Consider the following 11,997-nt stretch of genomic DNA (forward strand, 5'->3'; position numbering starts at 1 on the left):
GGCCCTTTCCCTCCCGATTTCAGCACATGAATACGCCTCCCCTGCCGTCCCGCCCGCAGATCTGGGTCGATGCCGACGCCTGCCCGGCAGTCATTCGCGACATTCTTTTCCGCGCTGCCGCACGGACCGGCGCGGCCGTGACACTGGTCGCCAATCATTTCCTGCAGACCCCTCGCCTGGCGCATGTGCGTGCGCTGCAGGTCCCCGGAGGGCCGGACGCGGCCGACGACCTCATTGCCAAACGCGTGGCTGCGGGCGACCTGGTCGTCACCCAGGACATCCCGCTGGCTGCCCGCGTACTGCAGGCCGGCGCGGCCGCCATCAGCCCGCGTGGCGAGCCGTTTACCAGCGACAGCATCAACGAGCGCCTGTCAGTACGCGGCTTTCTGGAAGAACTGCGCGGCGCCGGCGTCGTCACTGGCGGGCCTGCGGCCCTGCATCCGCGCGACCGTCAGGCATTTGCCGCCCAGCTGGACCGCTGGCTGGCCGAGGTGGCGCGCAGCTGAGCGCCGCACGCCGGGGTTGCAGCGGGGGCGTATCATGGGCGCCCTTTGCAACCGGCATCCTGATGGCCCTTACCGCCACCGTCCGCAGGGCGGAACTCCAGATCAGCGACATGGACCGTGGCTACTACGCCAACCATTCGTTGACCCTGGCCCAGCACCCCTCCGAAACCGACGAACGCCTGATGGTGCGGCTGCTGGCGTTCGCGCTGTTTGCCGACGACCGCCTGGAATTCGGCCGCGGCCTCAGCAACGAGGACGAACCCGACCTGTGGCGGCGCGACTACACCGGCGACCCGGACCTGTGGATCGACCTCGGCCAGCCGGACGAGAGCCGCGTGCGCAAGGCCTGCAACCGCTCGCGCGAGGTGGTGGTGATCGGCTACGGCGGCCAGGCCACCGAAACCTGGTGGACGAAGCACGCCAACGCGCTGGGCCGGCACCGCAACCTGCGGGTGCTCGAACTGGAGTCGCAGGCCACCGAGGCGCTGGGCGCGCTGATCCAGCGCGGCATGCGCTTCGATGTGATCATCCAGGACGGCGAGGTGCAGATGCTGGCCGACCACGGCAGCGTCACCCTGACCCCGATGGTGCGGCAAGCTCCGGCCGAATGAGCACGCGTTGCGACGTGCTGGTCGTCGGTGCCGGCGCGGCCGGACTGATGAGCGCCTTCACCGCCGGCCGACGCGGCCGCCAGGTGCTGGTGATCGACCATGCCAACAAGGTCGGCAAGAAGATCCTGATGTCCGGTGGCGGGCGCTGCAACTTCACCAATACCGGCACCACCCCGGGCAACTTCCTCTCGGCCAACCGCCACTTCTGCAAGTCCGCCCTCGCCCGCTACAGCCCGCTTGATTTCGTGGAGATGGTCGAGCGCCACGGCATCGCCTATCACGAGAAAGAGCTGGGCCAGCTGTTCTGCGACATCTCGTCCAAGCAGATCGTGCGCATGCTGCTGGACGAATGCGACGCGGCCGGCGTGCAGGTGCGTACCGACTGCAAGGTGCATTCGGTGCAGCGTGACAGCGATGGCTTCACCGTGGAGACCAGCCAGGGACGCGTGCAGGCGCAGTCGCTGATCGTGGCCACCGGCGGGCTGTCGATCCCGAGCATGGGCGCCAGCGGCTTGGGCTACGCGCTGGCCCAGCAGTTCGGCCACACGCTGTTGCCGACGCGCGCCGGGCTGGTGCCGCTGACCTTGAGCGGCAAGCACCAGGAGCGGCTGCAGGATCTGTCCGGGCTGGCGGTACCGGTCCAGGCGCAGTGCAACGGCGCCAGCTTCCGCAACTTCATGCTGATCACCCATCGCGGCGTCAGCGGCCCGGCCATCCTGCAGATCTCCTCGTACTGGCAACCCGGCGACGAGCTGCGCCTGGACCTGCTGCCGGGCCAGGACGCCGCGGCATGGCTGCGCGAACAAAAACGCCAGCGGGGCGCCACCGAGCTGCGCAACGTGCTGGCCGACGTGCTGCCACGGCGGTTTGCCCAGCGCCTGTGCGAGGTGTGGTTGCCGGACAAGCCGGTCCGCCAGCTCGACCCACCGCAGTTGCAGGCCGCCGCCGACCTGCTGGCCGCCTTTCCGCTGATCGCCAGTGGAACCGAAGGCTATCGCACCGCTGAAGTAACGCTGGGCGGTGTCGATACCCACCAGGTCTCCAGTGCGAGCATGGAGTCGCGCCTGGTGGCCGGCCTGTACTTCGTCGGCGAGGTGCTGGATGTGACCGGATGGCTGGGCGGCTACAACTTTCAATGGGCATGGGCGTCCGGTCACGCCGCCGGGAGCGTAGCCTGATGCGACGTCCACAGGCGCAAACGTGGCCTGAGTCTCACCCCGGATGCGGCCTTGTCCACAGACATGGACGCAGTCGAGTTCCTTCGTATATTAAAGCCCGTCGCCAGGGAAACGCGCATGCAAAAAGGTAAAGATCTCACCCTCCGCTTGATGATGGTCGACGACAGCGTCGAAGGCGCAGAGGCGATCGTGACCGCGTTGCGCAACGGCGGCATCGCGGTGCGCCCATCGCGACCGCAGACCCCGGAAGAGCTCGCCAGCATGCTGTCGGGGCAGATCGACCTGGCACTGTACGGGCAGGCGCTGCAGATCCCGATGACTGTGTTGCAGCAGCAGATCGCCGGCAGCGGCAAGGACATCCCGATCATCCTGCTGGCCGAGCGGATCGAGGAAGACGCGCTGGTCGAGGCCGCCGCGCATGGCATCCGCGCCATCGTGCTGCGGCATCGCCCCGAACACCTGCTGGCGCTGGTGCGCTCGGAATGGGCCGACCTGCAGGCACGCCGCGGGCTGCGCCGCATCGAGGCGCAGATGCGCGAAACCGAACGGCGCTGCGATGCCTTGATCGCCTCCTCGCGCGACCCGATTGCCTATGTGCACGAAGGCATGCATATCCGTGCCAACGAGGCGTACCTGGACATGTTCGGCTTCGAGTCGTTCGACGATGTCGAGGGCGTGTCGCTGCTGGACATGATCGCCGCGCAGTACGTCGACGATTTCAAGCAGTTGCTCAAGGCGATGTCCAAGGGCGAGCCGCCGCCGGCGCAGTACAAGGTTGACGCGCGCCGGCTGGAAGGCGACACCTTCCCGGCGACGATGGAGTTCGCCACCGCCACGTATGAAGGCGAGCCGTGCATCCAGGTGGTGTTCCGCCGCCGCGAGGAATTCGACCCGGAGCTGGCGCGCGAGGTCGAGGACCTGCGTCAGCGCGACCAGGTCACTGGCCTGCTCAACCGCCCCGCCTTCATGGTGGCGCTGGAACAGGCGGTGGCGCGCGCCGGCCGCAGCGAAGGCCAGTCCGGCTTCCTGCTGATCGAGCCAGACCATTACGCGCGCCTGCTGCCCGAGATCGGCCTGGATTCGGCCGACGCGCTGATCGCCGCCCTGGCCGCGCATGTGGCCAGCGTGACCGATGACAGCGTGGTCGCCGCGCGTTTCGGCGAGCACAGCTTCGCGTTGCTGATGGACGGCAATTACGCGCGCACGCACGCATTGGCGGAACTGGTGCGCGACGCGTTCGCGCAGCACGTCTTCAGCATTGGCGCGCGCTCGGCCACGGTGACGGTGAGCATCGGCGGCGTGCAGATCGGCGAGAAGATCGCCAGCATCGGGCAGGTGCTCAACCGCGGTACCGAGGCGGTACGCACCACCGCCGAGCTGGGCGGCAATGCAGTCAGCATCTACGACCCGGCAGCGGCCGACCGGGCCGAAGAAGAACGCATCGAACGCTGGGTGCAACAGCTGCGCGAGGCACTGGCCGGCGACGGCTTCCTGCTGCATTACCAGCCGGTGCTCAACCTGCAGGGCGAGCCGCTGGAGCTGTATCAGGTCTTCCTGCGGCTGGAGCGCAACGGCGAGATGATGTCGCCGAACGCCTTCATGGCGATCGCCGAAGAACACGATCTGATCACCGAGATCGACCGCTGGGTGGTGGCGCGCGCGATCCGCCAGCTTGGCGAGCGGCAGCGTGCGGGACACGCCACGCACCTGCTGGTACGCATCGGGCCCAACTCGTTTTCCGATCCGCAGATGGTCGACATCATCCGCGAGCAGCTGGCCGTGTATGGCGTGCCGGGCGAACGGCTGTGGTTGCAGACGCCGGAATCGAAGGTGTTCACGCACCTGCGCAACGCCCAGCAGTTCCTGGCGGCGGTATCGGCCATGGGCTGCAAGGTCGGGCTGGAACAGTTCGGCTCGGGCCTGGATTCGTTCCAGCTGCTGGCGCATTTCCAGCCGGCCTTCCTCAAGCTCGATCGCGGCATCACCGGCGAAGTGGCCTCGGCCCGCGAAAGCCAGGAAAAGATCCGCGAGATCACCTCGCGCGCGCAGCCGGCCGGCATCCTCACCGTGGCCGAGTTCGTGGCCGACGCGCAGTCGATGAGCAGCTTCTTCAGCGCGGGGGTGGACTATGTGCAAGGCGATTTCGTCGCACCGACCGGGCCGTTGATGAACTACGAGTTCGGCTGAGGCCTGCAGCCGCATCGCATCGCTGGCACCTCGCGCCAGCCAACAAAAAACCCGCGTGCTGCGGGTTTTTTGTTGGCTGGCGTGAACCAATGCGCCACGCGGGCATCTGGCAAGGCCGTCTTACATCGCCGCACCGTTGGCGGCACGCAACGCGGCGATGCGCTCGGCCAGCGGCGGGTGGCTCAGGAACAGCCGGCGCAGCCCATCGCCCACACCGCCGGAGATGCCGAAGGCCTGCACCTGCGAGGGCAAGGTGCTCTGGCCGTGGTTCAGCGACAGGCGCTCCAATGCGGCAATCATCTTGCCGCGACCCGCCAGCTGCGCACCACCGGCATCGGCGCGGAATTCGCGGCGACGCGAGAACCACATCGCGATCATCGTCGCGAACAGGCCGAACACCATCTCTAGCACGAACACGATGATGTAGTAGGCAAAGCCGCGGCCACCATCGCGGTTGCCCGACATGGCGCTGTCGATGATGCCGCCGACCACGCGTGCCAGCACGATCACGAAGGTATTGAGCACGCCTTGCAGCAAGGCCATGGTGACCATGTCGCCATTGGCGACATGTGCGATTTCATGGCCCAGCACCGCCTCGGCCTCGTCCTGGCTCATGTTCTGCAGCAGCCCGGTGGACACCGCGACCAGCGCGTTGTTGCGGTTGGCGCCCGTGGCGAAGGCATTGATTTCCGGGCCGTCGTAGACCGCCACTTCCGGCATGCCGATGCCGGCCGCCTGGGCCTGACGGCGCACCGTCTCCAGCAACCAGCGCTCGGTCGGCGTGCGTGGCTCGGTGATCACCTGCGCGCCAGTGCTGCGCTTGGCCATGAACTTGGACAGCAGCAACGAGATGAACGAGCCGCCGAACCCGAACACGGCCGCCATCACCAGCAGGCCGCTCATCTGCGCAGGATTGACGCCCAGCACCGACATCACGATGCCGGCCAGCATCAACACCGCAAAATTGGTCAGCAGGAACAGGAAAATGCGGTTGAACATGGTGCGATGACTCCACGCAAGCAGGATGACCTGCAGCGGATCTGCGGTCGTCAGCGCTTGAAATCAAGCGATCACCTGACCGACGATTCAGCCGATCATGCCAGCCCTCCTCTACCGCGGCCGCTTCGCGCCCTCCCCGACCGGCCCGCTGCACTTCGGCTCCCTGCTGGCAGCATTCGGCAGCTGGCTGCTCGCGCGGCACGCCGGTGGCCAGTGGTGCGTGCGCGTCGAAGACATCGATCCACCGCGCGCCGAGCCCGGCGCCTGCGAACGTCAGCTGCGCACCCTGGCCGCCTTCGGCCTGCGCTCAGACCTGCCGGTGCTGTACCAATCCGACCGCCACGCACACTACGACGCCGCCGTCACCAGCTTGCTGGAGGCGGGACTGGCCTTCGAATGCAGTTGCAGCCGCGCCGATCTTGCCGGCATGGGCGGCATCCACCATGCCTGCGTGGCGCCGCTGGGCGCCCGCCGTGCGGTACGCCTGCGGGTGCCGCCACAGCCACCGGTCGGCTTCGACGACGCGCTGCAGGGCCACGTGGTGCAGGACGTGCATGCCGATGTCGGCGACGTGGTGCTGCGCCGCGCCGACGGCTACTGGGCGTACCAGCTGGCGGTGGTGGTCGACGATGCCGCGCAGGCCATCACCGATGTCGTGCGCGGCGCCGACCTGCTCGATTCCACCCCACGTCAGTTGCTGCTGCGGCGCGCGCTGGGCCTGCCGCAGCCACGCTATCTGCACCTGCCGCTGATCCTGGACCACGCCGGCCGCAAGCTGTCCAAGTCGCACGCCGCGCCTGCGCTGGACGATGCAGACCCACAACCGGCGCTGCACGCCGCCTGGGCGGTCCTGGGACAGGATCCGGCGGCATTGCCGCGCCGTGCCGCGCTCGACACCGTGCTGCAGCATGCGGTGCAGCATTTTTTGCCGCAGCGGTTGCCCCGGCAGCTGCATCTGGATGCCAACGGACGCGCATCACCGCCCCGGCGTGACTAGAATTGCGCCCCAGCACCGGCGTCGGGCCAGGCAGCGCGCCTGTGCCCTGACCGCCGCAGTCTTTCTTCTGTCCATTGGAGTCGTCATGACATCTCGCGTCGTATTGGTCACCGGCGGCACCGGCGGTATCGGCACCGCCATCTGCAAGCGCCTGGCAGACCAGGGCCACCGGGTGGCCAGCAACTTCCGCAATGCCGAAAAAGCTCAGGCCTGGCAGCAGCGCATGCAGGGCCAGGGCTACGACATCGCCCTGTTCCGCGGCGACGTGGCGTCTTCCGAGCATGCGCGCGCCCTGGTCGAAGAAGTCCAGGCAGCGCTTGGGCCGATCGAAATTCTGGTCAACAACGCCGGCATCACCCGCGACACCACCTTCCATCGCATGACCGCCGAACAATGGCATGACGTCATCAACACCAATCTCAACTCGGTCTTCAACGTCACCCGTCCGGTGATCGAAGGCATGCGCCAGCGCGGCTGGGGACGGGTGATCCAGATCAGCTCGATCAACGGCCTGAAGGGCCAGTACGGGCAGGCCAACTACGCGGCCGCCAAGGCCGGCATGCACGGCTTCACCATCTCGCTGGCACGCGAAAATGCCGCGTTCGGGGTGACCGTCAATACCGTGTCGCCGGGCTATGTGGCCACCGACATGGTGATGGCGGTCCCGGAAGAGGTGCGCGCCAAGATCGTCGCCGACATCCCCACCGGCCGCCTGGGCCGCCCGGAGGAAATCGCCTATGCGGTGGCCTTCCTGGTGGCGGAAGAGGCCGCCTGGATCACGGGCTCCAATCTGGATATCAACGGCGGCCACCACATGGGTTGGTAACGTTTGCTGCAACTTCGCGATGCAGCATGAAAAACCCTTGAAAATCATGCTGCGCAGCATTTTTTTGGTGTCCTCTTAAGAAAATAAGGCCTTGCGGCGGTTGCAAGGGCTGCTGCGGTGCGCCATCCTGCGCGCACTATCGTTGTGAGTGAACGTTCCATGGCCGGACTTCGCATCATCAAGAAGTATCCCAATCGCCGTCTCTACGACACGGAAATCTCCAGCTACATCACCATCGAAGATGTGCGCCAGCTCATCATCGACGGCGAAGAATTCGAAGTACGCGACGCCAAGAGCGGTGAAGACCTCAGTCGCGCCGTCTTGCTGCAGATCATTGCCGACCGTGAACAGGACGGCGAGCCGATGCTGTCGACCCAGCTGCTGAGCCAGATCATCCGTTTCTACGGCGACTCTCTGCAGGGCTTCATGGGCAACTACCTGGAGCGCAGCATGCAGGTGTTCCTGGATCAGCAGCAGCAGTTCCGCCAGCAGATGGGCAACCTGCTCGGGCAGACCCCGTGGGCGATGATGAACCAGCTGACCGAGCGCAACCTGGAGTTGTGGCAGGAGTTCCAGCGCAACTTCGGCGCCGGTTTCGGGCGTCCGGGCGGCCCTGGTACGCCGCCGCCGGGGGCGAGCGGCATGGGCAGCGGCCCGATGGGCACCGGCACCCACGGCACTGCCGCCGGTAGCGCCGGCACCACCGGCAAGGCCCGCAACCGCGGATGACGCAAGCGCTGCGCCTGGAGCGTGAGACGCTCCACGGCGCCGCCAGTCAGCGGCCGGCCTGCTCCGCGCAGGCCGCGCAGATCCGCTCCACGTGGTACCCACGCGCGCGCAGGCGCTCGACCACTCCGTCGCTTCCCAGCAGATGCAGCGCACCGACCACCACCAGCGTGGTCCCGCTCCCTTTGCCCAGCCGCTGTTCCAGCCGCGGCACCCAGCGCGCATTGCGCTCGACATTGATGTCCTGGTACAGCGCCGGATAGTGCTGCCGCATCTGCTCGGCCATCTGCGTGGACAGGGTGTGCACATCGCCATTGCGCCAGGCCGCGTGCAACTGACGCAGCTGATCGGTGGTGCCGGCGTCGTCCAGCGCCTCTTCCAGCAGCTGATGCTGCTCGGTGGGCGACATGCCGTCGAGCAAGGCAATCTGCTCCTGGGCGCGCTCCAGCCCATCGGCCGGTTTACCCTGGGCTTGCGCCTGCGCCATCAGGTAATGGTCCAGGCCGGCAGCCGGATCCATGCCTTGCCGGCTCATCTCCGCCAGGCTGATCGTCAACGCCACGAACCAGGGTTCCAGTGGCTGCAAGCTGTCCACCTGCATCCCGCGCTTGCGTGCGTAGCTGGTCAGCGCCTGCCAGGTCTTTGGATCGAGTACGTCCTGCAGGCGACGCCCGTCGCTGCGCCGCGCCGCCTGCAGCATGCGGCCGGCCAGTTCGGGCGATTGCGCGTCGGACGGCGGCAATTCGAACACCAACCTGTCAGCCTTGGCGAATGCCTGCATCACATCCGGCGACAAGGGGTAATCGCTGGGCTTGAGCACATGGAACGAGCCCAGCAGATACAGCGTGCCGCCCTTGCCATCGACCCTCCACAACAACGGCACCGGCGGCCCGGCAGGCGTGTCGTGGCCGGCACGTGCCCAGGTCGGTGCGGCTGCCCCGCTCCACAGCCCCAGCGCGATCACCGCGCCGCAGCACCAGGCGGCCAGCCGGGTGCGCATGCTTGCCTCTACCACGTCGCTGTCTCCACGTCAGTGCGGCACCTTGTAGGTTTTCTCGCCTGCCGATACCGCCAGGTCGATGCGGTTTTCCGGCGGCGGCAGCGGACAGGTCGCAAACGGAGTGAACGCGCACGGCGGGTTGTAGGCACGGTTGAAATCCACGACCACATGCCCGGAGGCATCGGGCACGTCCAGGTCCAGGAAGCGCCCGGCCGGATAGCTGCCGTGCCCGCTGGTGCGGTCGGCGAACACCACGAACATCGGCCGCCCCGGTTCGCCGATGGTCTGCAGCCGATACGCCTTGCCATCGCGCTCGAAGGCGATGGCCCCGGCATTGGGCTGCTCGCTGCTGATGCCGACGATGTCCACGATCGGAATGGTCTTGCCGACATCGTTGGGCACATAGCGTGCGCTGATGCGCCAGGACGGATCGGCCGGCCAGTACTCCAGCCCGGCGAAGTGGCTGCGCGACGGCGCGTCGGCATGCTTGACCCGCAGCGCGTTGCGGTCGCCGCGATGGATCAGGCTCAACACGCCCTTGCCGCCATCGAAATGGATGAAGGTCGGCTGCGGGTCGCGATCGGACTGGAAGCGGATCCGGCCGGTCAGCGGCTTGCCATCAACGCTCAATTCCGCGCCGCGCTCGGGCACGAACCAGACCGTGTCGGCCTCGGTGGAGACCATGCCCAGCTTGGGCGGCCCGACCGCCAGCCTGATGCCGCTGTCGGCACTGCTGCCGATGTAGTGCGCCTTCAGCGACAGCCAGTGCAGGCCGACCAGGCTGGTCCAGCCATCGGGCGCGCGCAGCTCGGTCAGGCGCGCTTCGCGCCAGGCCGCGTTGTCGGCCAGGAAGGCCTTGTCGAGTGCGGCCGGTGCCGCCGGCGGCGGTGCGTCCTTGCCGCAGCCGGCCAGCGCCGCACACACCAGCGTGCCGAGCAGCCAGCGGTTCCCCCTGTGCAATGCAGCCATCAGCGCCCCCTCAGGAACCAGCGATCGATTTCGCCCAGCGTAAACCGTGCCCAGGTCGGCCGACCGTGGTTGCATTGGCCCGAGCGCTCGGTGATTTCCATATCGCGCAGCAGTGCGTTCATTTCCGGCACGGTCAGGCGCCGGTTCGCGCGCACCGCGCCGTGGCACGCCATGGTGGAGAGCAGCTCGTCGCGCGCCCCGGCAATGCGCCGGCTCTGGCCATGTTCGCGCAGGTCGCCGAGCACATCGCGCAACAGCGCCTCGGGGTCGGCATTGGCAAGCAATGCGGGAATGCTGCGCACGTGCAGCGATTGCGGGCCGGCGCGGGTGACCTCGAAGCCCAGGCTGGCCAGCGTGTCGGCTTCGCGCTCGGCGGTGTCGGCCTCGCGCTCGCCCACCGCCAGCGTCATCGGCACCAACAGCGGTTGCGCGTGCAGGCCGATGCTGTCGTGCGCGTTCTTGAGCCGCTCGTAGCCGATGCGTTCGTGCGCGGCATGCATGTCCACCACGATCAGGCCTTCGGCGTTCTCGGCCAGGATGTAGATGCCGTGCAACTGCGCGACGGCATAGCCCAGCGGCGGCACGCCGCTGTCTGCGGCAGTCGCCGGCAGGCCCATTCCCGAGCCCTCGGGCAAGCGTGCCGACTGCTGCTGCGCGCCGCTGGGCGGCGGCGCATACAGCGCGCTGTAGGCCGCACGCGCCTCATCCACGCGCAGGCCCAGCGGGGTCTGCGATGGCGTCCACTGGCCGTAGCCGGCACCACCGCCGCCACTACTGCTTCCGCTTCCGTAGCCTGAACGATCGGGCATGCTCCCCGGCACCGCGCCGACATCGCCGGCGCCTTCCGTAGCGCTGCTGTTGGGCATCGCGCCGGCGCGCGTCTGCGCCAGCGCGTCCTGCAAGGTGCGGTAGACGAAGTCGTGGATCAGCCGCGCCTCGCGGAAACGCACCTCGTGCTTGGCCGGATGCACGTTGACGTCCACGCGCGCCGGATCCAGCTCCAGGAACAGCACGTAGGCCGGCTGGCGGCCATGGAACAGCACATCGCCATAGGCCATCTTGACCGCGTGCGCGACGCTGCGATCGCGCACCGAGCGGCCGTTGACGTAGAGATACTGCTGGTCGGTACTGGCGCGCGAGTAATGCGGTTGGGCGACCCAGCCGTGCAGCCGCAGACCGGCGCCACTGTGATCGACGCGCAAGGCCTGCCGCGCGAAATCCTCGCCCAGGGTCTCGCCCAACCGCGCATCCGAATACAGGTCGCCCGGCTTGTAGCGACGCGAGGGTTTGCCGTTGTGCGAAACCCGCAACTCCACATCGGGCCGCGCCAACGCCAGTGAGCGTAGCCACTCTTCGATATGCCCCAGCTCGGTGCGCTCGGCACGCAGGAACTTGCGCCGCGCCGGTACGTTGAAGAACAGCTCGCGCACTTCGACCGTGGTGCCGGGCGCGTGTGCACGTGGCATCACCTCGCCCAGGCGGCCACCGTCGATCTCCAGCGCGGAGCCATGTTCGGCATCGTGGCGGCGCGAAATCAGGGTGAAACGGCTGACCGAGGCGATCGACGGCAACGCTTCGCCACGAAAGCCGAGCGTGGCCACGGTCTCCAGATCGTCCAGCGATGCAATCTTGCTGGTGGCATGCCGCGACACCGCCAGCGGCAGTTCGTCGGGAGTGATGCCGCCGCCGTTGTCGCGGATGCGGATCAGCCGCACGCCGCCCTCTTCCAGCTCGATATCCACGCGGGTGGCGCCGGCATCGAGTGCGTTTTCGACCAGTTCCTTGACCACCGACGCAGGCCGCTCGACGACTTCGCCGGCGGCAATCTGGTTGATCAGGATCTCGGGGAGCTGACGGATCGCCATCAGCGCAGGCGCTCGTGCCGGACGCAAAGGTCCACGCGCATCGAGGGTGTAACAGGCAAGGCAGACGTCGGCACGGCAATCCGGCGGCGCGTGGGCGCCGTCATCAAGGAATCAGTGCGGAATGATAGCCGAG

The 11,997-nt window shown here is 67.5% G+C and carries 11 protein-coding genes; 7 read left to right on the top strand and 4 right to left on the bottom strand.

Annotation, left to right across the window (positions count from 1 at the left end):
• Window positions 1-26 precede the first annotated feature (26 nt).
• From EO174_RS14940 to EO174_RS14955, 4 genes are all read left to right on the top strand, one after another.
• Entirely contained in the window at window positions 27-506 is a 480-nt protein-coding gene (locus tag EO174_RS14940; protein ID WP_126945437.1) for a YaiI/YqxD family protein, read from the top strand.
• Window positions 507-568: 62 nt separating this feature from the next.
• Window positions 569-1,117 (top strand): YaeQ family protein, encoded by a 549-nt coding sequence (locus EO174_RS14945; RefSeq protein ID WP_126945440.1) that lies wholly within the window; start codon window positions 569-571, stop codon window positions 1,115-1,117.
• On the top strand, window positions 1,114-2,295 hold the full coding sequence (locus EO174_RS14950; protein WP_126945442.1) for an NAD(P)/FAD-dependent oxidoreductase: 1,182 nt from the start codon (window positions 1,114-1,116) through the stop codon (window positions 2,293-2,295). Before EO174_RS14945 ends, EO174_RS14950 begins: the two co-directional genes overlap by 4 nt.
• Before the next feature lie 117 nt (window positions 2,296-2,412).
• Window positions 2,413-4,482, top strand: coding sequence for an EAL domain-containing protein (locus EO174_RS14955; RefSeq protein WP_126945445.1), 2,070 nt, complete (start codon window positions 2,413-2,415; stop codon window positions 4,480-4,482).
• Between the two features lie 120 nt (window positions 4,483-4,602).
• Here the strand turns inward: EO174_RS14955 and htpX are convergent, their stop codons facing one another.
• The gene (htpX, locus tag EO174_RS14960) at window positions 4,603-5,481 is read right to left on the bottom strand and encodes a protease HtpX (RefSeq protein WP_119131434.1); all 879 of its coding nucleotides are present in this window, start codon (window positions 5,479-5,481) and stop codon (window positions 4,603-4,605) included.
• A 97-nt stretch (window positions 5,482-5,578) separates the two neighbouring features.
• Between htpX and gluQRS the strand changes: the two genes are divergently transcribed.
• The 3 genes from gluQRS to phaR all read left to right on the top strand — a co-directional run bounded on the left by gluQRS (window position 5,579) and on the right by phaR (window position 8,033).
• The gene (gene gluQRS / locus EO174_RS14965) at window positions 5,579-6,478 is read left to right on the top strand and encodes a tRNA glutamyl-Q(34) synthetase GluQRS (protein ID WP_126945448.1); all 900 of its coding nucleotides are present in this window, start codon (window positions 5,579-5,581) and stop codon (window positions 6,476-6,478) included.
• Window positions 6,479-6,563: 85 nt separating this feature from the next.
• Window positions 6,564-7,304 (top strand): beta-ketoacyl-ACP reductase, encoded by a 741-nt coding sequence (locus EO174_RS14970; RefSeq protein ID WP_104649044.1) that lies wholly within the window; start codon window positions 6,564-6,566, stop codon window positions 7,302-7,304.
• Between the two features lie 159 nt (window positions 7,305-7,463).
• Window positions 7,464-8,033 (top strand): polyhydroxyalkanoate synthesis repressor PhaR, encoded by a 570-nt coding sequence (gene phaR / locus EO174_RS14975; RefSeq protein WP_104582180.1) that lies wholly within the window; start codon window positions 7,464-7,466, stop codon window positions 8,031-8,033.
• 46 nt (window positions 8,034-8,079) lie between these two features.
• On the opposite strand, the gene EO174_RS14980 is transcribed toward phaR, so the two are convergent.
• Genes EO174_RS14980 through mutL form a run of 3 tightly spaced genes read right to left on the bottom strand, consistent with a single transcriptional unit; the run spans window position 8,080 to window position 11,864 of the window.
• A complete protein-coding gene (locus EO174_RS14980; RefSeq protein WP_115676879.1) occupies window positions 8,080-9,030 on the bottom strand; it encodes a TraB/GumN family protein in 951 nt (316 codons plus the stop codon).
• 30 nt (window positions 9,031-9,060) lie between these two features.
• Window positions 9,061-9,999, bottom strand: a complete 939-nt coding sequence (locus EO174_RS14985; RefSeq protein WP_164740221.1) for a DUF1684 domain-containing protein — start codon at window positions 9,997-9,999, stop codon at window positions 9,061-9,063.
• Window positions 9,999-11,864, bottom strand: coding sequence for a DNA mismatch repair endonuclease MutL (mutL, locus tag EO174_RS14990; RefSeq protein ID WP_126945451.1), 1,866 nt, complete (start codon window positions 11,862-11,864; stop codon window positions 9,999-10,001). The genes EO174_RS14985 and mutL overlap by 1 nt, the downstream gene beginning before the upstream one ends.
• Window positions 11,865-11,997: the final 133 nt, after the last annotated feature.

This window comes from Xanthomonas sp. BRIP62418 (assembly GCF_003993495.1).
GTDB classification, from domain to species: domain Bacteria; phylum Pseudomonadota; class Gammaproteobacteria; order Xanthomonadales; family Xanthomonadaceae; genus Xanthomonas; species Xanthomonas euroxanthea.

Bases quoted from the DNA above. Each gene is read 5' to 3' on its own strand.
- EO174_RS14980 (WP_115676879.1), bottom strand. From the start codon at position 9,030: ATGCGCACCCGGCTGGCCGCCTGGTGCTGCGGCGCGGTGATCGCGCTG.
- htpX (WP_119131434.1), bottom strand. From the start codon at position 5,481: ATGTTCAACCGCATTTTCCTGTTCCTGCTGACCAATTTTGCGGTGTTG.
- EO174_RS14945 (WP_126945440.1), top strand. From the start codon at position 569: ATGGCCCTTACCGCCACCGTCCGCAGGGCGGAACTCCAGATCAGCGAC.
- EO174_RS14955 (WP_126945445.1), top strand. From the start codon at position 2,413: ATGCAAAAAGGTAAAGATCTCACCCTCCGCTTGATGATGGTCGACGAC.
- EO174_RS14985 (WP_164740221.1), bottom strand. From the start codon at position 9,999: ATGGCTGCATTGCACAGGGGGAACCGCTGGCTGCTCGGCACGCTGGTG.
- EO174_RS14970 (WP_104649044.1), top strand. From the start codon at position 6,564: ATGACATCTCGCGTCGTATTGGTCACCGGCGGCACCGGCGGTATCGGC.
- EO174_RS14940 (WP_126945437.1), top strand. From the start codon at position 27: ATGAATACGCCTCCCCTGCCGTCCCGCCCGCAGATCTGGGTCGATGCC.
- mutL (WP_126945451.1), bottom strand. From the start codon at position 11,864: ATGGCGATCCGTCAGCTCCCCGAGATCCTGATCAACCAGATTGCCGCC.
- gluQRS (WP_126945448.1), top strand. From the start codon at position 5,579: ATGCCAGCCCTCCTCTACCGCGGCCGCTTCGCGCCCTCCCCGACCGGC.
- EO174_RS14950 (WP_126945442.1), top strand. From the start codon at position 1,114: ATGAGCACGCGTTGCGACGTGCTGGTCGTCGGTGCCGGCGCGGCCGGA.
- phaR (WP_104582180.1), top strand. From the start codon at position 7,464: ATGGCCGGACTTCGCATCATCAAGAAGTATCCCAATCGCCGTCTCTAC.